This window comes from Amycolatopsis orientalis DSM 40040 = KCTC 9412 (assembly GCF_000478275.1).
GTDB classification, from domain to species: domain Bacteria; phylum Actinomycetota; class Actinomycetes; order Mycobacteriales; family Pseudonocardiaceae; genus Amycolatopsis; species Amycolatopsis orientalis.
In genome coordinates this window covers 609693-631683 of sequence record NZ_ASJB01000083.1, presented here as the reverse complement: position 1 = coordinate 631683, position 21991 = coordinate 609693, and the positions used below count along the sequence as shown (strand labels likewise).

The following is a 21991-nucleotide window of genomic DNA, read 5'->3' as shown; positions in this document are numbered from 1 at the left end:
CCCCGCCGCATAGGGTGCGGGGCATGCCGATGTTCGAATTCGAGGGGCACCGACCCCAGGTGGATCCCGAAGCGTGGATCGCCCCCACCGCCACCCTGATCGGCGACGTCGTCGTCGAGAAGGGCGCCTCCGTCTGGTACGGCGCCGTCCTGCGCGCCGACTTCGGGCGGATCCTCATCCGCGAAGGCGCCAACATCCAGGACAACTCGGTCATCCACGTCAACGGCGGCGTGACCGAGGTCGGCAAGAACGTCACCGTCGGGCATCAGTGCCTCGTGCACGACTGCACGATCGGCGAGCAGGCGCTGATCGGGAACGGCTCGACCGTGCTCGACAAGGCGCAGATCGGCGCGAAGGCGCTCGTCGCCGCCGGTGCCACGGTGACGCCCGGCATGATCATCCCGCCCGAGACCGTCGCCATGGGCAGCCCGGCGAAGAAGCACGTCCCCCTCGACGGCACCGCGCGCGGCTGGGTCGAGCACAACGCGGCGATCTACCAGGAACTGGCGCGCAGGCACGCGGAGAGCGTCAAGCAGATCGATTGACTCTCCAGTAACTGGAGACCTTAGCTTCGGGCGTATGGCACCGAAGACCAGGAAGAAGACCCACCAAGCGACGCTCGAGCTGACCGCCGGCAACGCGCCGGTGGTCGACCTCGGCAAGATGCTCGGCCAGACCGGCGTGAACCTCGTCGAGGTCAAGAAGGCCTACGACGCGGCGACGGCGGCGCAGCGGGGCGACATCGTCCCGGTGGTCGTCTCGGTGTTCGAAGACCGCTCGTTCGAACTCCGCCTGAAGACCCCGCCGACGTCGTTCCTCATCAAGAAAGCCTTGGGCGGTAAGGGATCCGGCCGCCCAGGACATGAGGTCGCCGGGAAACTCACCCAGGACCAGCTGCGCGAGATCGCCGAGCGGAAGCTGCCGGACCTCAACACCGGCGACCTCGGCGCGGCCATGCGCACGATCGCGGGCACCGCCCGCTCGATGGGCGTCGCGATCGAAGAACCGTGACGCGCAAGCACGTGATCGTCCCGCCTTTCCGTGACCTCGACCCGGAACTCGAGGTCGCGGAAAGGCTGCTGGCCCAAGGGAATCCGTGGCTCGACGGGGTGGTGGCAGCGCTGCCCGACGAACCCGCGGCCGCGGACCGGCTCAACCGGATCCTGGCGGGCACTGGGGCGGCGCCGCGCCTGCGCCGCGCCGGAAACGGTTGGCGCGTAGTGCATGTGACGTCGTGGCCGGGCTGCGGCGACCTGGTCGCCGGCGCTTCCGGGCTGGCCGGACTGGTCGCGTACGGCGGCTGGCGGCGGCTCAAACGCTGCGCCGTCTGCGCGCAGGCGTTCTGCGATCGGACGTCCGGCTGCAGCCGCCGTTGGTGTAGCGGGCATCGTCCGCACGCCGAGGCCGGCACGAGCGGAGTGCACTAGTCTTGTGCGCACCAGCGACTGGCGCCATTTGAGGTGGAGCACCACCGGGAAGCGACGACAAGGCCGGTACCGCGCGCCTGGGTCCGGCCGTCTCTGGCAGGAGAACGTCCGATGACACACCAGCCCGAACTTTCCGCGCTCGCCGCCGCCGACCCGCAGATCGCGGGGCTCGTCGAGGACGAGGCGAAACGCCAGCACGACAAGATCCGCCTGATCGCGTCCGAGAACTACGTCTCCCAGGCCGTACTGGAGGCGACGGGCACCGTCCTCACCAACAAGTACTCCGAGGGCTACGCCGGCAAGCGGTACTACGAGGGCCAGCAGCTCATCGACCAGGTCGAGAACCTCGCCATCGAGCGCGCGAAGGCCGTCTTCGGCGTTGACCACGCCAACGTCCAGCCCTACTCCGGCTCCCCGGCGAACCTGGCGGTGTACCTCGCCTTCGCCCAGCCGGGCGACACCGTCCTCGGCATGGCGCTGCCGGACGGCGGCCACCTCACGCACGGCTGGAGCGTGTCCGCGACCGGCAAGTGGTTCACCCCGGTCCGCTACGGCGTCCGCAAGGAGACCGGCCGCGTCGACCTCGACCAGGTCCGCGAACTCGCGCTGCAGCACCGGCCGAAGCTGATCTTCGCGGGCGGCACCGCGATCCCGCGCACCATCGACTTCCCGGCGTTCGCGGAGATCGCCCGCGAGGTCGACGCCGTCCTCGTCGCCGACATCGCGCATATCGCCGGGCTCGTCGCCGGTGGCGCGCATCCGTCGCCGGTCGGGCACGCGCAGGTCATCACCACGACCACGCACAAGACGCTCCGCGGTCCGCGCGGCGCGATGATCCTCTCCGACGCCGACCACGCGAAGGCCGTCGACAAGGCCGTCTTCCCTGGGCTGCAGGGCGGCCCGCACAACCACACGACCGCGGCGATCGCGGTGGCGCTCGGCGAGGCGCAGAAGCCGGAGTTCGCCGAGTACGCCCACGCGATCGTGGCCAACGCGAAGGCGCTGGCGGAGGCGCTGACCGAACGCGGCTACGACCTCGTGTCCGGCGGTACCGACAACCACCTGCTGCTCATCGACCTGACGAACAAGAACGTGCCGGGCAAGCCCGCGGCGCAGGCGCTGGACCGCGCCGGGATCGAACTGAACTACAACACCGTGCCGTTCGACCCGCGCAAGCCGTTCGACCCGTCGGGTATCCGGCTCGGCACCTCCGCGATCACCACCCGCGGGCTCAAGCCGGAGCACCAGGTGCAGGTCGCGGACTGGATCGACCGCACGATCACCGCGGCGGCGGCCGAGGAACAGTCCGCTTTGGACAGCATCGCCGCCGAGATCCGCGAGTTCCTGGCGCCGTTCCCGATCCCCGGCTACTCGGCCTAGTCAGACGCGTCGCGTTTAGCGGGCTAAACGCGACGCGCCTGAGGGACCCCAGGGCGACCCCAGAACGCAGCGAAGGGGCCTTTCACCACGTCAGACGTGGTGAAAGGCCCCTTCGGCGCAAAGAACTAGTGAGCCGCCGGACCGTCGATGGCCTCCTTGGCCAGCCGGTCGGTCTCACGCTCGAGCGAACGCTTGATCTCGGCCTCGGCGTCGGCACGCCCGACCCAGGACGAGCCCTCGACGCTCTTGCCCGGCTCCAGGTCCTTGTACACCTCGAAGAAGTGCTGGATCTCGAGCTTGTGGAACTCGTTCAGGTGGTGGATGTCGCGCAGGTGCTCCAGGCGCGGGTCGTTCGTCGGGACCGCGAGGACCTTGTCGTCCGGACCCTTCTCGTCGGTCATCCGGAACATGCCGATCGCGCGGCAGCGGATCAGGCAGCCCGGGAAGGTCGGCTCCTGGACGAGCACCAGCACGTCGAGCGGGTCGCCGTCCTGGCCGAGGGTGTCGTCGATGAACCCGTAGTCGGCGGGGTACTGGGTGGCGGTGAACAGCGTCCGGTCGAGTTTGATCCGACCGGTCTTGTGGTCCACCTCGTACTTGTTGCGCTCCCCCTTGGGGATTTCGATAGTGACGTCGAATTCCACGCCGGCCTCGCTGCTCTCGTCTTTGGTACGCCCCGCCGTCGCGGACGGCTCACCGAAATCATCGTCTTGTCTTCACTAGTGTGGACCACGGGGGCCCGGACGGTCGCATCGATGTGGTCGTATGTGAGCTTGGCCCCTTCCCCTGGCGGTGGATGAAGGAGTGTCGAGTGCCGGAAAACGATGACCCGAGGTGGCCGTCGGACGACAAGGACACCTCATCCACCGAGCCCAAGGGCACCGAGGGGAACGGCGAGTCCACGATCTGGCTCCCCATGACCGGCCTGGCGAGCGGCAAGACCGAAGAGCTGTCAGTGCCCAAGGTCACACCCGAAAGTGGCTCGTGGTTCGAGCCGGTCGTCGAGGTCGAGGAAGAACCGGACGTCCCGGACACCCCCACGCCGCAGTGGTCCGCCTTCGCCCCGGTGACACCGGTCGAGCCGAAGGAGCCCGAGGCACCGAAGACGGTCTTCGTGCAGCCTGTCCAGCCGCAGCACCTGACCGAACCCGACTGGGACCAGTTCGACCGAAACGCCGGTACGCCGTCCCGCGATCCCGAGCCGCGCCAAGAACCCCAGCGCCAGGAACCCCAGCGCCAGGAACCGCCGCACCAGGAACTCCAGCGGCAGGAGCCCCCGCGCCAGGAACCCCAGCGCCGTCCTGAGCAGAACCGGGTCGAGCCGCCGCGTCCGGCGCCGGTCCCGTCGGCGACCATGCACGCGCGGCCGGTCCGCATCGAGCCGGCCGAAGAGCGTTTCGACTCCGAAGCCACCGTCGGCATGCGGCACGCCGAACCGCCGTCGGAAGAGCCCCCGGCCGCCGAGACCGAGGCCGCGCCCGCACCCGCGCCGAAGCCGAAGAAGCGCAAGCGCAAGGTCCTCGTGATCACGACCGTGGTCGTCGTCCTGCTGCTCGCCGGGCTCGGCGGGGCCGCCGCGATGCCGAAGGTGTCGAACCGGCTCGGCCTGCCATGGGCACCGAACGCGCCGAAGGGCGAGATCCCGAAGCCAGCCGGCGTCACCCGGGTCCTGCACGGCCCGGACGTCAACGGCGCCGGGCCGACGAAGGAAGGGCTCGCCGCCGCGCTGAAGGGCCCCGCCGGATCCGCCGACCTCGGCACGCTCACCGGCACCGTCGTGGACGCGGCGAGCGGGACCGTCCTCTGGGACAAGAACTCCGGCACCCCGCTGACCCCGGCGTCGACCACGAAGATCCTCGTCGTGGCGGCCGCGCTGCTGTCGATGGACCACGGGACGCAGATCTCGACGAAGATCGTCCAGGGTGCGGACCCGGGCACGGTCATCCTCGTCGCGGGTGGCGACCCCTCGCTGACCGCGCTCCCGCTGGGCACCGACTCGCCGCTGTATCCGGGTGCCGCCCATGTCGACGACCTCGTCGCCCAGGTCAAGAAGGCGGCGGGCGGCAAGATCTCCAAGGTTCAGCTGGACGTCAGCCTGTTCAAGGGGCCGACAGGGGCGGTGGGCTGGGATCCCGAGGACACCGCCGCCGGGAACACCTACATGGCGCCGGTCGTCCCGGTGATGGCCGACGGCGGCCGCACCGATCCGAAGAACGACCACTCGCCCCGGGTCGCGAACCCCGCGACGGCGCTGACCCAGAAGATCGCCGGAAAGCTCGAAGCCCAAGCCGGTGGCACGACGACGGCGCCGAAGGACGCGAAGGTGCTCGGCGAGGTCAAGTCGCAGCCGTTGACGGAGTTCGCGAACTCGCTGCTGCAGCTTTCGGACAACATGCTCGCCGACGCCCTCGCCCGCCAGGTCGCGCTGGCGAAGGGCGCCGAGCCGTCGTTCGCCGGCGGCGCGTCCGCGACGATGGACGTCCTGAAGCAGGCCGGTTTCGACCTCACCGGCGTCCAGCTCAACGACGGCAGCGGGCTGTCCGACCAGAACAAGATCCCGGCCAAGGTGCTCAGCGAGATCCTCGCGGTCGCGGCCGCGCCGGACGGGCAGGATCCGCGGACGGCCAAACTGCGGCCGATGCTGGCGGGTCTCCCCGTCGCCGGTGGCAGCGGGACGCTGGAGAAGCGCTACGGCGACCCGGCGTCGTCGGCGGGCCGGGGCTGGGTCCGCGGCAAGACCGGGACGCTGTCCGGGGTGAACACCCTGGCCGGGGTGGTGCTCGACACCGACGGCCGGATGCTGGTGTTCGCGCTGATGTCGTCCGGATCGGATCAGAACAAGGGCCGGGCCGCGCTCGACGTCGTCGCGGCGACGCTGCACAAGTGCGGTTGCCGGTGACTTCCGTGAGCGACCGGAACCGGAGCGTGAGGAATTCGCGGCGGAATCCGGCCTTTCAGCGGGTAGCGTCATAAGAGTGACTGAGGAAACGCCGACCAAGACACGTTCGATGGTCGACTGGTCCCTGGCCGCCTCGACGGGCGCCCTGCTGGTGCGCGGCGGCCCGGTGGTCGATCGCGAAGAGGCCGAAGAAGCCGTCGCCGATCTTCGCGAGCTGACCAGCGAAGCGGAGGGGCACGTCCGTGAGCTGACCGGGCTCGGCCTCGACCTGCCGCTGCTGCCCGCCGACGTCGTCGACAGGCCCGGCTGGGTCCGCTCGGCCGCCGCCGGGCTCGACGCGCTCACCGGCCGCGCCCTGCCGCAGGCGCAGGGCGGGCCGCTCGGTCCCGTGCTGGCCTCCGGCGCCGGCGTCCAGACCGGTCTGGTGCTCGCTTTCCTGGCTTCCCGCGTACTCGGCCAGTACGACCCGTTCGGCGGGCCGGACCGCGAGGGCCGCCTGGTGCTCGTCGCGCCGAACGTGGTCGCCGCCCAGCGCGCGATGGACGTGCCGGGCCACGACTTCCGGCTGTGGGTCTGCCTGCACGAATGCACCCACCGGCTGCAGTTCACCGCGGTCACCTGGCTGCGCGACTACTTCGCCGACGAGGTCGAGCGCCTGATCGGCGGGCTCGCCGGCCGCGACGCGGACGGGCTGAGCGACCTGGTCGGACGGCTGCCGGACACGATCAAGCAGATCGGCAAGGGCAAGACGGGCGGCGCGGGACTGGCGGAACTGCTGCAGTCGCCGGGCGAGCGTGCGGTGTTCGACCGGCTGCTCGCCCTCTCCACCCTGCTGGAGGGGCAAGCCGACTTCGTGATGGACGCCGTCGGCCCGCAGGTCGTGCCGAGCGTCGAGCTGATCCGGTCGCGGTTCACCGCCCGTCGCAAGGGCGGCGGGCTGATCGACCGCGTGCTGCGCAGCCTGCTCGGCGTGGACGCGAAGATGCGCCAGTACGAACAGGGCGCGAAGTTCACGAAGCACGTCGTCGGCGCCGTCGGCATGGACGGTTTCAACGCGGTGTGGACCTCGCCGAACACGCTGCCGACCCGCGCCGAGATCACCGATCCGGCGGCCTGGGTGCGGCGCCTGCACGGGTGAGCGGGCCGGATCCGGCGATCGCGGCCGTCCGGACGGCCGTGCGGGAGTTCCTCGCGTCGATCACCGACGTCCGTGACGAGCTGTGCGTCGCCGTCTCCGGCGGCGCCGATTCGCTGGCGCTCGCCGAAGCCGCGGCCTTCACCGGTTCCCGCGCGGGGCTGAAGGTCCGGGCGCTCGTCGTCGATCACGGTCTCCAGGACGGCTCCGCCGAAACGGCGGCTCGGGCCGCGAGCACCGCGCGGGAACTGGGCGCCGACTCGGCGGAAGTGCTGAAGGTGCGCGTCGAGGGTGCGGGCGGCCCGGAAGCGGCGGCCCGCCGGGCTCGCTACCGCGCACTGCGCTCGGCGCTACCGGAGGGACACGGCGTCGTCCTCCTCGGCCACACCCTCGACGACCAGGCCGAAACCGTCCTCCTCGGCCTCGGCCGGGGTTCGGGACCACGGTCGCTGGCCGGGATGCGGCCGCACGACCCGCCCTGGGGACGGCCGCTGCTCGGCGTCACCCGCGCCACCACCCGGCGGGCGTGCCGCGCGCTCGGCGTCGACCCGTGGCAGGACCCGCACAACGAGGATCCGCGGTTCACCCGTGTCCGGTTACGGACGGAAGTACTGCCCCTGCTGGAGGAGGTGCTTTCCGGCGGTGTCGCGGCCTCGCTCGCCCGCACCGCGGCGCAGCTGCGCGAGGACACCGAGGCGTTGGACACACTCGCCGACGAGGTCTACCTGCGCGCCTTCACCGAGGAAGGGCTCGACATCGCGGTGCTCTCCACCGAGCCGCCCGCGCTGCGACGGCGTGTCCTCCGCAGGTGGCTGCTGGACTCCGGCGTCCGCGAACTCACCGACGCCCACCTGCGTTCGGTCGACGCGCTGGTGGGGAACTGGCGGGGTCAGGGCGGGGTCTGGCTACCCGGCGACTTGGTGGCCGCGCGGGCGCATGGCAGGCTCTCCCTCGCAGCACCCCATTCCACCACCTAGAGGGGAACGTCCCGTGTACGAAGGCGAGATCGCCTCCGTGCTCGTCACCGAGCAGCAGATCAACGACAAGATCGCCGAGCTGGCCGCGCAGGTAGCCGCGGACTATCCGGCCGACGGCCCCGGCGCCGGGCAGGGAGACCTCCTGCTCGTCGGCGTGCTCAAGGGCGCGGTGATGTTCATGACGGACTTCGCCAGGGCACTTCCTCTTCCCTCCCAGCTCGAGTTCATGGCGGTCTCCTCCTACGGCTCGTCGACCTCGTCGTCGGGCGTGGTGCGGATCCTGAAGGACCTCGATCGCGACATCGCCGGCCGCGACGTGCTCATCGTCGAGGACATCGTCGACTCCGGTCTCACGCTGTCCTGGCTCCTGAAGAACCTCGCCAGCCGCAACCCGGCCTCGCTCGAAGTCGTCTCGCTCCTGCGCAAGCCGGAGGCGGTCAAGGTCGACGTACCGGTCAAGTACATCGGGTTCGACATCCCCAACGAATTCGTAGTCGGATACGGCCTGGACTACGCGGAGCGTTACCGGGACCTGCCCTACATCGGCACCCTGGATCCGCACGTTTACACGTCCTGAGAACCGCTTGCCCGGGTCCGCGGGAATGGGGAACCCTGAGCACCGAGAACGCGTCATAGGCTGCGATCAAGTGCGTTAACCTATGCGAAGACCTTTGCCACGGAGACGTCGTGGCCTGGCCCGGGGGAAACGGAGAGAGCTCAGATGGGGAACAGCAGCTTGGCGGACGCGAACGCGTTCAAGAACGCCGCGGCCCAGGGTCAGGTCGGGATCGACCCGGACGCGGCCCAGACCGTCCTGAACAAGATCCGTACCGGCAAGGACGCCATCGAGTCCCTGCTGCACCGTGCCGGTGACCTCGGGCAGGCGCCGAAGCTGGGCGACAACCCGGTCGGGCACGCCATCGCCGCGAAGGTCGCGAACCGCGCCGACGGCGGCGGCGACTCGTACGCCGCGGCCCTCCAGAACCTTTACCAGCAGTACGAGGCCGCCGAGTCCGGCATCGTGACGGCGATGGCCCGCTACCACGAGATCGACCAGGCCGCGGCCGAGCCGTTCCGTAACGTCTGAGGGGGAGTCAGAAAGCCATGCCACCGAAGCACAGCGCCGACTCTTACGGCGAGCAGAGCAGCACCCCGGTCCAGCTCGGAGACAGCGGGCAGACGTCCGGCATCGTCGAGTCCGCGCGCGGCCGCTCCGACGGGTTCGAGATCGGCGCCGACCGCGCCATCACGAACCCGCCGAACTGGGAGAGCGCCCCGACCAGCCAGGACCTGTGGAACCAGGCCAACCTCGGCAACGACCCGAGCACGGCGACGGCCATCAGCCAGTCGTGGAGCTCGCACGGCAGCCAGCTGAACCAGGCGTCGAACGACCTCTACAACGCGATCTCCGAACTGGGCGCCGCCTGGATCGGCCAGGGCGCGGCGAGCGCGCAGGGCGCGCTGGTCGCCATCGCGAACTCGGGCTCGCAGGCCTCCGAGGCCGCGGTCACGATGTCGGACAGGCTGCAGAAGCAGGCCGACGCGGCCACCAAGGTCAAGCTGATGCCGAAGCCGACCGACTACAGCCCCGAGAAGGCGATGGGGCAGGCCCTCGCGGCGGGTCCGCTCGGCATGATCACCGACCAGAAGCCCCTCGCCGACCAGGACAAGGAAGTGCGGGCGGAGCAGGCCAGGTTCCTCGAGGCCTACACCAAGGAGATGAGCGAGGTCGACAGCTCGACCCCGAGCTTCGGCCCCGAATCCCTCGGCATGAAGCCGACTGCCACGCACAACAGTGCCTCGTTCAGCGGCGTCGGCAACGTCGGCGCGGGCGGCATCAACCCCGGTGCCGTCTCCGGCACCCCCGTCCTCGCCGGCACCCACGGCTACGGCGGCGCGCAGGGCGGTCCGCACGCCGGAGCCGTCCACGCCGGACCGGACTCGGGCGTCTTCTCGCAGGCCGGTTACAGCCCCGCCACCGGCAACCTGCCGGCCGCGGGTGTCGCGCCCGGCGCCGGTGTCGCCTCCGGCGCGGGCGCCCCGATCGCCCCGCACGCCCCGGCGAGCGGTGGCAACGGGCTCGGCCAGGCGCTCACAGCGGCCGCGCTCGGCGGCGGTCTCGGCTACGCCGGTGCCAAGGCGCTCGGACAGGGCAACAAGTCCGGCGCCAAGGACACCGACAGCACCGACGCCGCGGCGACCGACAACGCCCCCGCGCAGAGCGCCGCGTCCCAGGCCGTGCCGCAGCAGGGCATCGTGTCCTCCAGCGGCACCATCGGTGGTGGCCCCACCCCGCCGATGCAGGGCATGGGCGGCGGCATGGGCATGGGCGCCCACGGCGCGCAGGCCGAGCAGGAAGAGGAGCACACGCACGCGTCGTTCCTCATCGAGCCGGACCCGGACGACGCTTTCGGCGCCAACGAGGCGACCCCGCCGCCGGTCATCGGCGCGTGGACCGAAGACGACGATCGCTAGAGCCGTTTTCACCGGGCGCGCGGCCGAACCGGCCGCGCGCCCGCTGACCTGTATGGGGGCGTTGAATGGCGAACGGTGACCTGCTCACCCCGGTCGAACTGGACTTCCTCTGGGAGACCGCGAACGCCGGGGAGCTGCCGTATCCGCTGCGGCTCCGTTCGCACGGGGCGACCGTGGACGAGCGCGCCGCGCTGCGGAAGCAGACCCTCGAGTCGCTGAACCAGCGCCGTCTCGCCGACGACCGCGGGCGTCCCGAACCCCACCTCGAAGACTTCTTCGGCATCCTCGCGAGGCCGGACCTGAGCCTGGACTGTGTCCAGCTCAACAACCCCAACACCGAACCGCTGCTCGCGGTCGCGTCGCTGCTCGGCGGACAGGGTCTCCTGACCGTGCAGGACCCGCGCGGTTTCCACTTCCACCCCATCGCCCCGGACGGTCTCGCGAGCGCCATCGTCTCCCTGCTGCCGCCGGGCGCGCGCGGCACGGAGAAGTCGATCACCCTCCCGCTGGACGGTCTCGTCGGCGCTTCGGGCGCGGACTTCCTCCAGCGTCGCCAGCCGCAGGTCGACGGGCGGGCCACGTCCGACGAGGACCGCAAGGCCCTCTCGCGGCTCCAGGCGCAGCCCCGGTTGCGCGGGGGTCAGTTCGGCGCCAACGCGCGCAGCCGGCATGGCACTCGGAGCCGGTCTTCGGTGCTGAGCTGGTTCGACACGCAGTCGGGCCGGTACTTCACCCAGGCCACCCGCGGCTCCGACGGACGGGACTGGATCACCATCGCGCCCGCGGATCCGGCGACGCTGCGGCACCGGCTCACGGAGATGCTGGGCAAGATCGCGGCGGACGCCTCCTTGGCGCACTGACTCCCTGCTCTCTCTCGTTCGTCCTCTGGTTCCGGAGGGGGCTGAAGGGGCCCTTCACCGCATCGCATGCGGTGAAAGCGCCCTTCGCCGCATGCGATGCGGTGAAAGCGTCCTTCAGCTCCCACGCTCGCGCGTGTGCCGGGGTCCTGAGTGGCGTGACCCCCGCGCGCTACCTCGCAACCAGTCGACTACTTGCGCCGGTCCGCACCATCCGCCACCAGAGTCCACTCCACACCCAGTCGAAATCGCCCCTCGCGGACACCGTCACCGGCCCATTCGCGCATCCGCCCACCGCGGGCGCGGACCCTTCGCTATCGTGAACCCGGGGCCCCCTGACGCACAGCGACCGGCCGGGCACGGGGACCGTCCCGGCGGGCATACGCCCCGCAGCAAGAGCCAAGGTGCCGGGAGGGCACAGAGCAATGCACCAGGAACACTTCACGCCGATGGCGTTCGACTTCCTCTGGGAGTCCGCCGAACTCGGCGACCTGCCGTATCCGCTGCGGAACCGCTCGCACGGCGCGACCGAGGCCGAGCGCCGCGCGCTGCGCAACCGCACAGACGTCGAGTTCAAGGCCCGCGGCATCCGCGACAGCAGGGGAAGGCTGGAGCCGAGGATCGAGGACTGGCTCTACCTCCTCGCCCGCGGCTCGCTGACCATCGACGCGTTGCACATCCCCGAATTCCAGGCCCCGACGATCGCCGTACTCGGCGCCACCGACGGCCGCGACGGCGTGCTCGCGATCCAGGACCAGTCCGGGATCTGGCTGCGCGAGGCCCCGGCCGACGGACTGCCGACCGCGGTCGTCGACCTGCTGCCCCCGGGGCAGCGCGGCTCCGAGGCGTCCGTCACGCTGCCGATCGACGACGCCCGCCGCACCCAGCCGATCCGGGCCGCCGTCAACCCGACGAAGCAGTCCGAAGAGTCCGAAGCGGCGAAGACCCGTCGCAAGGAGAAGGCCCGAGTCTCACTCAGTGAGCGCATCACGGCGGACCCGCGCGAGGCGTTCGGCAAGCTCACCGGCCAGCCTCGGTTGCGCGGCGGTCAGCTGGCAGCGAACAGCCGGTCCCACGTCGGCGCCAAGCAGCGATCCCGCGTCCTCGGCTGGTTCGACACCGTCAGCGGGCGCTACCTCAGCACGTCACAGGCCGGTCCGGACGGACGCGAGTGGGTCACCGTCTCACCCGCCGACGTCAAGACACTGCGCATGAGGCTGGGTGAAATGGTCGCCGGTGTGGCGGTCGACACACGTTAGGGTGGCCGACGCGTTCACGCTCCGGGAACCCTCGCGAGGCGTCCGCCGTTGACGTCCGAGAGGCTCACCACCCTCGTCCGTCCAGGCGGGCGGTATCCTGAGGGGCGGGTGTCGGAGCACCATGGGTCGTCAAGATCGTGATGGCGGGTATCACAGGAGCCGCCCAACCAGGAAGGGTCGAGGCCACCAGGGCCGAGTCGTATGAACCGGAAGAGCGTGCTCAGGAACCCAGTGCTCTGGATTCTCGCGGCGGTACTGGCGTTTCTCGCATACAACACGATCTTCGACAGTGATCGTGGCTACACCCAGGTGCCGATCTCGGTCGCGAACCAGCAGATCACCACGAACAACGTCAAGGAAGCCTCGCAAGAGGACAAGGAGCAGCAGGTCAAGCTGCTCCTGAACAAGAAGATCGAGGTCGACGGCCAGCAGGTCGACCAGATCATCGCGCAGTACCCGGCGAACGTCGCGGGCACCATCTACAACCAGCTCATCGCCCTCAAGGCCGGTGACAACCCGATCAAGTTCACCACCAAGGTCACCCAGCAGAACGTCCTCACCCAGATCCTGATCTTCGCCATCCCCTTGGCGCTGGTGCTGGGCCTGCTGATGTGGATGATGAACAACGCCCAGGGCGGCGGGAACCGCGTCCTCAACTTCGGCAAGTCGAAGGCCAAGCAGCTCAACAAGGACATGCCCAAGACGACCTTCGGGGACGTCGCGGGCGCCGACGAGGCCGTCGAAGAGCTGTACGAGATCAAGGACTTCCTGCAGAATCCCGCGCGCTACCAGGCACTCGGCGCGAAGATCCCCAAGGGCGTCCTGCTCTACGGGCCGCCCGGTACCGGTAAGACGCTGCTCGCCAGGGCCGTCGCCGGCGAGGCGGGCGTGCCGTTCTACACGATCTCCGGTTCCGACTTCGTCGAGATGTTCGTCGGTGTCGGTGCTTCGCGAGTCCGCGACCTGTTCGAGCAGGCCAAGCAGAACGCGCCCTGCATCATCTTCGTCGACGAGATCGACGCGGTCGGCCGCCAGCGCGGCGCCGGCCTCGGCGGCGGCCACGACGAACGTGAGCAGACGCTGAACCAGCTCCTCGTCGAGATGGACGGCTTCGACGCGCGCGGCGGCATCATCCTGATCGCCGCGACCAACCGTCCCGACATCCTCGACCCGGCGCTCCTGCGCCCTGGCCGCTTCGACCGCCAGATCCCGGTGTCCGCACCGGACATGCGCGGCCGCAAGGCGATCCTCGAGGTGCACGCCAAGGGCAAGCCGATCGCGCAGGGCACCGACCTGAGCAGCCTCGCCAAGCGGACCGTCGGCATGTCCGGCGCCGACCTGGCCAACGTGCTCAACGAGGCCGCGCTGCTCACCGCCCGCCAGAACGGGCACGTGATCACCGACGCCGCGCTGGAGGAGTCGGTCGACCGCGTCGTCGGCGGCCCCGCCCGCAAGAGCCGGATCATCTCCGAGAAGGAGAAGAAGATCACGGCCTACCACGAGGGCGGGCACGCGCTCGCCGCGTGGGCGATGCCGGACATCGAACCGGTCTACAAGCTGACGATCCTGCCGCGCGGGCGCACCGGCGGGCACGCCCTGCTCGTCCCGGAGGACGACAAGGAGTTGATGACCCGCTCGGAGATGATCGGGCGCCTGGTCTTCGCGATGGGCGGCCGGACGGCGGAGGAACTCGTCTTCCACGAGCCCACCACCGGTGCCTCCTCCGACATCGAGCAGGCGACCAAGATCGCCCGCGCGATGGTCACCGAATACGGCATGAGCGCCCGGCTCGGCGCGGTCAAGTACGGCCAGGAACAGGGCGACCCGTTCCTCGGCCGCTCGGCGGGCCGCCAGGCCGACTACTCGCTCGAGGTCGCGCACGAGATCGACGAGGAGGTGCGCAAGCTCATCGAGACCGCGCACACCGAGGCGTGGCACGTGCTGAGCACCTACCGCGACGTGCTGGACGAGCTGGTCATCGAACTCCTCGAGAAGGAGACGCTGACCCGAAAGGACCTCGAGCGGATCTTCGCGACCGTCGAGAAGCGCCCGCACATCACCATCTTCAACGAGTTCGGCGAGCGGAAGCCGTCGGACAAGCCGCCGATCAAGACCCCCGGCGAACTGGCGATGGAGCGCGGCGAGCCGTGGCCCCCGCCGGAGGAGAAGAAGGAGCAGCCGGTGCTGCAGCCGGCGCCGACCCCGGTCGGCACCGCGCAGGGCGGTAACGACCTTCCCGGTGGCCCGCCGTACGGGGCCCCGGCCCCGCCGCCGGACCCGAACGCCAACCCCTACGCTCCTCCGCCGCCCGGCGCCTACCCCAACGGTGGTCGCCCCAACGGTGGGCCGAACGGCACCGGCCACTGGCCGCAGGCATATGGTGGGCAGCAGCCGGGCGGACCGGCAGGTGGTTACCAGGGTGGGCCCGTCGGTGGCCCGCCGAACTACGGGGCTCCTCCCGGATGGACCCCGGCGACCCAGCCGGGCGGCCAGCCGAACCAGCCCTGGCGTCCCGCCGAAGACCGCCCGCGTGACGGCTGGTTTGCCGACCAGCCTGACCAGCCCGGCGGTCAGCAGCAGGACGAAGGACAACAACGGCGTGACGACGGACAGGACGAAACCAAGCGATAACGGCGCAAGCCCGGTCTTCGACCAGGACCGGGCCGAGAAAGCCGTACGCGAACTCCTGCTCGCCTGTGGTGAGGACCCGGACCGGGACGGTCTCCTTGAGACCCCGGCCCGGGTCGCTCGCGCTTACCGGGAAATGTTCGCCGGGCTCTACACCGAACCGGACCACGTCCTGGACCGCACGTTCGACGAGGCGCACGAAGAACTCGTCCTCGTGACCGACATCCCGATGTTCAGCACCTGTGTGCCCAGCAAACAGACGGTGAACGCGGTCGGAGGCCGTAAGCAGGCGGCCGAGGTCGAAGTTGGTGACAAGCTGTGGACTCTTTCGGGCGGCAAGGTCGAGGAGACCACTGTCACCGAGATCAGCTCGCATCAGACTCGCGATCTGGTCGAGGTCACGACCGCGGGTGGAAGCTTCAAGGTCACGCCCGACCACCCCTTGGCGACGCCCAAGGGCTGGGTGGAGGCCAAGGATGTCGAGGGTTCCTTCATCGAGTGGACCCACGCGCGCAAGCTTTGCCGGGATCGCTGGAAGCCGAAGTTCGGATATGACTTCGGCTATGTCATCGGTGCGACCTGCTCGGACGGGACTGTCGCTGAGCGTTACGTCTCGCTGGTGGTGAACGACCGCGACTTCGCGAAGAAGTACGCCGAGTCGCTCTACCGTGCCTTCGGGATCGAGGCGAAACTCGAACCGGTCACGCGGCCATCGGGCTATCTGGGACGTGACGTGGCGGGTTTCCGGGTGCGAGTCGTCTCGTCGTTCCTCGCGGATCTGATTCGGCAGTACGTCGGTGGCGACGCTCATCATCAGAGGCAGCGCTTCCCGATGGTCGTGCTCAACGACTTGAGTACCTTCAACGGCTTTCTCGACGGGTATGTGGACGGGGACGGCTGCGAGGATCCCGGTAGATCAGGGCGCCGGATCACGAGTGCGAACGTCCACTTCTTGGAGGACTTGGCCACTGTCATCGGCGCTCGCTTCTCGCCGAGTCTCAAGACCACTTCACAGCTGTGGGTCGCCGACAGCTGGTTCCGGCGACACGGCTTCCCTCACGATGACTACACAACCGACCTGATCGAGTCGGAGTACGTCGAGGTGGAGTCCGTCCGGCCGGTGAAGGCGACGGGAACCAAGCCCTACACGGTGTACAGCTTCAAATGCGAGCCTCACCCGACCTTCCTGATCGCCGGGCACCTGACGCATAACTGTGAACACCACCTGGTGCCCTTCCACGGGGTCGCCCACGTCGGCTACATCCCGAACGGCCACGGCAAGGTCACCGGCCTCTCCAAACTGGCCCGTCTCGTCGACCTCTACGCCAAGCGCCCCCAGGTCCAGGAACGGCTCACCTCGCAGGTCGCCGACGCGCTCATGCGCAAACTCGCGCCCCGCGGCGCGATCGTGGTGGTCGAGGCCGAGCATCTCTGCATGGCCATGCGCGGCATCCGCAAACCCGGCGCCCGGACGACGACGTCGGCCGTGCGCGGGCTGCTGCAGTCTTCGCCGTCCTCGCGGGCGGAGGCGCTGGACCTGATCAAGGGCCGCCGATGACCGCCCTGCCCCGGCCCGGCCGGTGCGCGGTGATGGGCATCCTCAACGTCACGCCCGATTCCTTTTCGGACGGTGGCCGTTACCTCGACGTCGACCAGGCGCTGGAGCACGCGCATGAGATGTGGGCGCGCGGCGCGGACCTGATCGACGTCGGCGGGGAGTCGACGCGGCCGGGAGCGTCCCGGGTGGACGCCGATACCGAGAATTCCCGGATCATGCCGGTGATCCGCTCGCTCGCCGCCGACGGTGTCGCGATGTCGGTGGACACCACGCGCGCCGAGGTCGCCCTCGCGGCCGTCGAGGCGGGCGCGTCCGTGATCAACGATGTCTCCGGTGGGCTGGCCGACCCGAACATGGCGAAGGTCGCCGCCGAGACCGGGGTCCCGTATGTGCTGATGCACTGGCGAGGGCACAGCAAGGACATGAACGCGCTGGCGTCCTATGAGGACGTCGTCGCGGACGTGCGCGCCGAACTGCTGTCCCGAGTGGACGAAGCGGTCGCCGACGGTGTCGACTCCGGCGCGATCGTGCTCGACCCGGGGCTCGGGTTCGCGAAGAACGCCGAACACGACTGGGCGCTGTTGAACGGTCTGGATTCCTTCCTGTCACTGGGTTTCCCGGTGCTCGTCGGTGCCTCGCGCAAGCGTTTCCTCGGGCGCCTGTTGTCCGGAAAGGACGGAAAGCCCGCCCCGCCGGACGGTCGTGAGAACGCGACCGCGGCCGTGTCCGCGCTCGCCGCGGCGGCGGGCGCCTGGGGTGTGCGGGTGCACGAGGTCGGCGCGAGTATCGACGCCGTGACCGTCGCGGCCGCTTGGCGAAAGGGGAGTCCCGTTGTCTGACCGGATCACGTTGACCGGGTTGAGGGTCTTCGGCAGGCACGGGGTCTTCGACCACGAGAAGCGCGACGGGCAGGAGTTCGTCGTCGACATCGTGGTGTGGCTGGACCTCGGCCCGGCCGCCGCGTCCGACGACCTGACCAAGACGCTGCACTACGGCGAACTGGCCCAGCTCGCCGCCGGGATCGTGGCGGGCGAACCGTACGACCTCATCGAGAGTGTCGCCGGGAAGATCGCCGACGAGGTGCTGCGCGACGAGCGGCTGAGCGCCGTCGAGGTGACGGTGCACAAGCCGTCCGCGCCGATCCCGCTGAACTTCGACGACGTCGCCGTCACGGTGCGGCGGGAGCGATGAGCCGCGCGCTGCTCTCGCTCGGTTCCAACCTGGGAGACCGGCTCGCGTTCCTCCGGTCGGCCGTCGACGCCGTCCGGCCGGCGGTCGTCGCGGTGTCGTCGGTTTACGAGACGAAGGCGTGGGGCGTCGAGGACCAGCCGGACTTCCTCAACGCCGTCGTCCTGGTCGACGACCCTGCGCGCGATCACTGGGATTGGCTGCGCACCGGGCAGGCCGCGGAGCAGGCGGCGGAGCGCGTGCGCGAACTCCGGTGGGGTCCGCGCACGCTGGATGTCGACATAGTGACCGTGGACGGGGTGTGCTCCGACGACCCCCAGTTGCTGCTCCCGCATCCCGGCACGCCGGAGCGCGCGAGCGTGCTGATCCCCTGGCTGGAGATCGAGCCCGACGCGGTGCTCCCCGGCCACGGCCCGGTCGTCGACCTCCTCGCCGCCCGCCCCGCCTCGGACCGCGACTCCGTCCGACTCACGCATTTCGTCCTCTGAATGCGTGGGCCAGGCTCGCGTTTAGCCCGCTAAATGCGGTCGTCGGCGCCACGAACTACCGCATTCAGAGGACGAAACGCAGGTCAGGCGAGGGTGGCCCGTAGGGCGGCGATGATCCACTCGGCCTGCGGCATCTGCGAGGGGAACGACGGCCAGCCGTTGATCTTCCCCAGCAGCAGCCAGTACCGCTCGGCCCGCGGGTCGGAGCTGATCGCCATCCCGTCGGTCAGCCGCTCGCGCCAGGCCGGATCGGCCGGGTCCTGCCCGTTCCGCGAGGACTCCGTAAAGATCGTCTCCGCCAGTTCCCGCCCCTCCGCCGAGTCCGGGGCGATGCCGGCTTCGAGCGCTTCGGACGCCTTCTGACTCCATGCCATCCACAGCTGCTGCTGCTTCTGCCCGAAGTCGGCCCCGTCCTCCTTCCGGAGCTTCGAGTGCCATTCGCTCATCCGGCGGATGGACGCGCGGAACTCGTCGTCCTGCACGAGTTCGGCGAACTCGATCCAGGCCTCCAGCTGTTCCGGCGTCGGGTCGTCGGGCAGTTCCGGTTTCGCCGAGCGCATCCGCTCGTAGAACTCCGGATCCAGTTCGAGCCCTTCGACCATGTCCGCCCAGAACCGGTCCAGCAAACGTTTGCGGTCTTCGTCCGACATCGATGCGAGCTTGTTCATCAGTTCGACCTCCTCCAGTGGTGAGTCCCGTTTGGCCACCGCTCGCAGTACCGCCCGGCGCAACTCCAGTCGCCGGATCTGCTCGTCCAGGGCGGCGACATGCTGGACCGCGAGGTCCCCGATGGTCGCTTCCCTGGTCAGCGCCCGCTCCACGTCCGCGAGCCCCAGCCCGAGCTCCCGCAGCGTCCGGACCAGCTCCAGGCGAGCCATCGCGGTGGCGTCGTAGAGGCGGTAACCGGAATCGGTGCGGTCGGTCGGCGGCAAGAGCCCTTCGTCGGAGTAGAAGCGGATGGTCTTCACCGGCAGGCCGGTCCGTTTGGCCAGCTCCCCGATGGTGAAAACCGCTGCGGTGCCCATATGCTTCATCGTCGACTCTCCAGTTGGTGGAGAGTCAAGCCTGCCAGGTAGCGTTGGACCATGCACTTCACCCGGCCACGCGAGCTGGCGGTGGCCGGCCTTCTGGGCTTGGTCCTGGCCTACCTGCTCTTCCAGCTCGCCTACGGCTCCATCCCCGCGCTTCCGCTCTTCGCCGGAATCACGCTGCTCGTCCTCGCTCTCTGCGAGTTCGTGCTCGCCTTCATCATCCGTTCGAGGATCAAGGAGGGCCGGGTCCTGTCGGCGATCTCTGTCGCCCGATCGGTGGCACTCGCCAAGGCCTCGTCACTCGCCGGATCCGCCATGACGGGTGTCTGGCTGGCGGCTTTCGCGTATCTTTTTCCGCGACGTGACGAACTCCTCGCGGCGAGCGGTGACCTCCGTTCGGCGACGGTCGGGATCGTCAGCTCGGTGGCCCTGGTAGCTGCGGCTTTGTGGCTCGAACACTGCTGCCGGACGCCCGAAGGCGGTGATCGGGAGCGCGATGCCGAGCCGACCGGTTAACGCTTGAGAGACGCCGCTCGAAGTACCGACTAGGTCTCGTTCGGATTACTAGAAGGTACGGTGTTGGGCATGACCGGGGTGGGTGACGACTCGCGCGGCCGCCTTGCGGGTAGGCCGTGGCTTGTCGTCGGCTTGGTTCTCGCCGTCGGCGCGACTCTCGCATTGGTGCTTTCCGACGACCTCCGCTACTTGCGGCTGGGTATCGTCGCGGCGTTGTGGGCCGCGTTGATCGGCGCCTTCCTGGCGGTCCGCTACCGCAAGCACGTGTCACAGAGTGAGGACGCCGTCGCCGAGGCGCAGGCCGTCTACGAGCTGGAGCTGGAACGCGAGATCGCCGCCCGCCGCGAGTTCGAGCTGGAGATGGAAGCGGAGACCCGGCAGGCCGCCGAGAGCCGCTCCCACGACGAACTCGAAGCGCTCAGAGCCGAGGTGAGCGCCCTGCGTGAGAGCCTCCAGTCGCTCTTCGGTGGCGAGGTTCTCCTCGAACGTGTCGCGCTCACCGCGCAGGCCACCCGGATGCGGTCCCTCGACAACAAGCAGCTGATGAGCGCGGGATCCGACAACGGCAACGGCAAACCGCAGCTCATGGCGTCCAACGGCACCACGATCGACGTCGACGACCGCGAACGCGGGCGTGACCGCCCGACCGAGATGATCGACCGCGTCCTCGAACCCGCGTCCGCCCGTGCCGGTGCCCCGGCCGCCGCGCGCCGCAAACCGTCGAACGGCCAGGTCAACGGCAACAACGGGGTCAACGGCGTCAAGGGCGGCAACGGCGCGAACGGCTACGGCCAGAGCAATCAGGTCCCCCGGCCCAAACCGGTCGACGAATCGACTCGCCGCAGCATGCGCAAGGCCGACGCCCGCGCCTCGAAGGCCGCCGAAGCGCTCGCCGCCGAAGCCGCCCGCCGCGAGCGGCTGGAGATGTCCAACCCCGGGATGTCGCCCGCCGAGGTCTCCCGGCCGATGCCGAGGGTCGACGCCAAACGCAAGACCCCGCCGCCGGTGACCCCGGCCGAGGTGTCCCGTCCCTCCATGCCCGGCATTTCGCGGGCCGAGGTCTCGCAGCCGTCGATGCCCACCGTCGCGCGGCAGCCCCAGCGTCCGGAACCCCCGCGCCAGGAACCCCAGCGCCGTCCGCAGCAGCCGTCGCTGCAGCAACGTCTCGACGCCGGCACCGTGCAGCGCCCGCCCGCGCCGCGGCCGGAGGAGCAGACCCGCAAGCAGACGCCGCCGGTGAAGCCCCCCGCGCAGGCGAAGCCGGCGGTGAAGAAGGTCGAGCCGGATCGTCCCCGGCCGAATCGTGAACTGGGTCTGACCCGGCCCGGCATGAAACCGGTCGAACGGCCCCGTCCGGCCGGTGGCACGCCGCCGCCGGTGAACAAGCCCGCCGATCCGGAGCCGATGGAGGCCACCGGCGAGTGGAAGCCGTCGTGGACGCAGGAGCGCCCGGTCTCCGACCTGAGCGCCGCGTTCCCCAGGAAGGACGACTTCCAGGACCGGCTGCGTCCCACGCCGCCGTCGAAGCCCCAGCCGTCGGCGTCCCTGCCGCGGCCCCCGGCCCCGAGCCCCCAGTCACGTCCGGAGCCGCGTCCCGAGCCCCGTCGTGAACCGGAGCCCCCGACCCCGCTGTCGATCCCGATCGTTTCCGAGCCGCCTCGCCGTGCCGAGCCGGTGCGGCCGCCGGAGCCCGAACCCGTACGCCGCCCGGCCGCCGAGACGCCGTCCCGGCACAGCCCGCCCGCCGAGACCCCCGCGCGGCACAGCCCGCCCGCCGAGGAACCGCCCGCGGTCAACCCGACGCTGCCCGAAGAGGTCCGTGCCCTGCAGAACCGGCCCGGCGGACGCCGTCGCCGGGCGGCGGAAGACTCTTCGACCTCGCTCACCCCGGCCCCCAACGTGCCCGAGCCCACCGGTGGTGGCCGTCGTCGCCGTCCGGACGGCGAGCCCCCGGCGTGGCAGAACACCGAGTCCTCGGGTGGCCGTCACGGCGGCAAGCGGGCGAAGCCGGACGACGAGGCGCCGTCCCGCAACGGCTCTTCGCACAGCCGCCCCGAGACGCCTCCCGCCGGCTCGCACGCGTCCGGCCGGTCGGTGATGGATCTGCTCGCCGCCAACGGCGCGAACGAGTCCACTCCGCGGCGCAGGCGGCGTGCGGAGGATTAACCGATCA

At 70.0% G+C, this 21991-nt stretch carries 20 protein-coding genes and 2 pseudogenes; 20 read left to right on the top strand and 2 right to left on the bottom strand.

Translation table 11 applies throughout. The annotated features are described in order from the left end of the window. The first annotated feature begins 23 nt into the window (after window positions 1–23). From L324_RS34205 to glyA, 4 genes are all read left to right on the top strand, one after another. Window positions 24–545, top strand: a complete 522-nt coding sequence (locus tag L324_RS34205; protein WP_037318393.1) for a gamma carbonic anhydrase family protein — start codon at window positions 24–26, stop codon at window positions 543–545. 34 nt (window positions 546–579) lie between these two features. Beyond that, complete coding sequence (locus L324_RS34200) at window positions 580–1011, top strand: uL11 family ribosomal protein (protein WP_037318392.1); 432 nt, start codon at window positions 580–582, stop codon at window positions 1009–1011. Next, window positions 1008–1427: an ABATE domain-containing protein gene (locus tag L324_RS34195; protein WP_051174250.1), complete on the top strand. Its 420-nt coding sequence runs from the start codon at window positions 1008–1010 to the stop codon at window positions 1425–1427. Before L324_RS34200 ends, L324_RS34195 begins: the two co-directional genes overlap by 4 nt. A 111-nt stretch (window positions 1428–1538) precedes the next feature. Continuing rightward, window positions 1539–2807, top strand: coding sequence for a serine hydroxymethyltransferase (gene glyA / locus L324_RS34190; protein ID WP_037318391.1), 1269 nt, complete (start codon window positions 1539–1541; stop codon window positions 2805–2807). 125 nt (window positions 2808–2932) lie between these two features. On the opposite strand, the gene L324_RS34185 is transcribed toward glyA, so the two are convergent. After that, window positions 2933–3451 (bottom strand): inorganic diphosphatase, encoded by a 519-nt coding sequence (locus L324_RS34185; protein WP_037318389.1) that lies wholly within the window; start codon window positions 3449–3451, stop codon window positions 2933–2935. Between the two features lie 152 nt (window positions 3452–3603). Between L324_RS34185 and dacB the strand changes: the two genes are divergently transcribed. The 14 genes and pseudogenes from dacB to folK all read left to right on the top strand — a co-directional run bounded on the left by dacB (window position 3604) and on the right by folK (window position 18271). Beyond that, on the top strand, window positions 3604–5706 hold the full coding sequence (gene dacB / locus L324_RS34180; protein WP_152547076.1) for a D-alanyl-D-alanine carboxypeptidase/D-alanyl-D-alanine endopeptidase: 2103 nt from the start codon (window positions 3604–3606) through the stop codon (window positions 5704–5706). 109 nt (window positions 5707–5815) lie between these two features. After that, the gene (locus L324_RS34175) at window positions 5816–6844 is read left to right on the top strand and encodes a zinc-dependent metalloprotease (protein ID WP_037318383.1); all 1029 of its coding nucleotides are present in this window, start codon (window positions 5816–5818) and stop codon (window positions 6842–6844) included. Continuing rightward, a complete protein-coding gene (tilS, locus tag L324_RS34170; protein ID WP_037318380.1) occupies window positions 6841–7818 on the top strand; it encodes a tRNA lysidine(34) synthetase TilS in 978 nt (325 codons plus the stop codon). The genes L324_RS34175 and tilS overlap by 4 nt, the downstream gene beginning before the upstream one ends. A 13-nt stretch (window positions 7819–7831) precedes the next feature. Beyond that, window positions 7832–8395 (top strand): hypoxanthine phosphoribosyltransferase, encoded by a 564-nt coding sequence (gene hpt / locus L324_RS34165; protein ID WP_037318378.1) that lies wholly within the window; start codon window positions 7832–7834, stop codon window positions 8393–8395. Window positions 8396–8539: 144 nt separating this feature from the next. After that, window positions 8540–8905 carry a hypothetical protein gene (locus L324_RS34160; protein ID WP_037318375.1) on the top strand — a complete coding sequence of 122 codons (366 nt, stop codon included), beginning with the start codon at window positions 8540–8542 and terminating at the stop codon, window positions 8903–8905. Window positions 8906–8922: 17 nt separating this feature from the next. Then, on the top strand, window positions 8923–10293 hold the full coding sequence (locus tag L324_RS34155; RefSeq protein ID WP_037318366.1) for a WXG100 family type VII secretion target: 1371 nt from the start codon (window positions 8923–8925) through the stop codon (window positions 10291–10293). Window positions 10294–10358: 65 nt separating this feature from the next. Further along, complete coding sequence (locus L324_RS34150; RefSeq protein ID WP_037318364.1) at window positions 10359–11153, top strand: ESX secretion-associated protein EspG; 795 nt, start codon at window positions 10359–10361, stop codon at window positions 11151–11153. 422 nt (window positions 11154–11575) lie between these two features. Beyond that, entirely contained in the window at window positions 11576–12409 is an 834-nt protein-coding gene (locus tag L324_RS34145) for an ESX secretion-associated protein EspG (protein WP_037318361.1), read from the top strand. Between the two features lie 201 nt (window positions 12410–12610). Further along, on the top strand, window positions 12611–15040 hold the full coding sequence (ftsH, locus tag L324_RS34140) for an ATP-dependent zinc metalloprotease FtsH (protein WP_037318358.1): 2430 nt from the start codon (window positions 12611–12613) through the stop codon (window positions 15038–15040). Then, a pseudogene (locus tag L324_RS41090) lies at window positions 15009–15281 on the top strand (GTP cyclohydrolase I); the annotation flags it as partial. The gene ftsH and the pseudogene L324_RS41090, both read left to right, overlap by 32 nt. 969 nt (window positions 15282–16250) lie before the next feature. Then, window positions 16251–16595: pseudogene (gene folE, locus L324_RS34130) on the top strand (GTP cyclohydrolase I); the annotation flags it as partial. After that, window positions 16592–17434 carry a dihydropteroate synthase gene (gene folP / locus L324_RS34125; protein WP_037318357.1) on the top strand — a complete coding sequence of 281 codons (843 nt, stop codon included), beginning with the start codon at window positions 16592–16594 and terminating at the stop codon, window positions 17432–17434. The pseudogene folE and the gene folP, both read left to right, overlap by 4 nt. After that, a complete protein-coding gene (gene folB, locus L324_RS34120) occupies window positions 17427–17786 on the top strand; it encodes a dihydroneopterin aldolase (RefSeq protein WP_037318356.1) in 360 nt (119 codons plus the stop codon). Before folP ends, folB begins: the two co-directional genes overlap by 8 nt. Then, window positions 17783–18271, top strand: a complete 489-nt coding sequence (gene folK / locus L324_RS34115; protein WP_037318355.1) for a 2-amino-4-hydroxy-6-hydroxymethyldihydropteridine diphosphokinase — start codon at window positions 17783–17785, stop codon at window positions 18269–18271. Before folB ends, folK begins: the two co-directional genes overlap by 4 nt. 83 nt (window positions 18272–18354) lie before the next feature. Here folK and L324_RS34110 read toward each other — a convergent pair whose 3' ends face one another. Beyond that, the gene (locus L324_RS34110) at window positions 18355–19296 is read right to left on the bottom strand and encodes a MerR family transcriptional regulator (protein WP_037318354.1); all 942 of its coding nucleotides are present in this window, start codon (window positions 19294–19296) and stop codon (window positions 18355–18357) included. Window positions 19297–19356: 60 nt separating this feature from the next. Here L324_RS34110 and L324_RS34105 point away from each other — a divergent pair, with 60 nt between their 5' ends. Together L324_RS34105 and L324_RS34100 are read left to right on the top strand one after the other, a co-directional pair. After that, entirely contained in the window at window positions 19357–19818 is a 462-nt protein-coding gene (locus tag L324_RS34105) for a DUF3180 domain-containing protein (protein ID WP_037318353.1), read from the top strand. A 69-nt stretch (window positions 19819–19887) separates the two neighbouring features. Beyond that, window positions 19888–21984 (top strand): DUF6779 domain-containing protein, encoded by a 2097-nt coding sequence (locus L324_RS34100; RefSeq protein WP_037318351.1) that lies wholly within the window; start codon window positions 19888–19890, stop codon window positions 21982–21984. Window positions 21985–21991 lie beyond the last annotated feature (7 nt).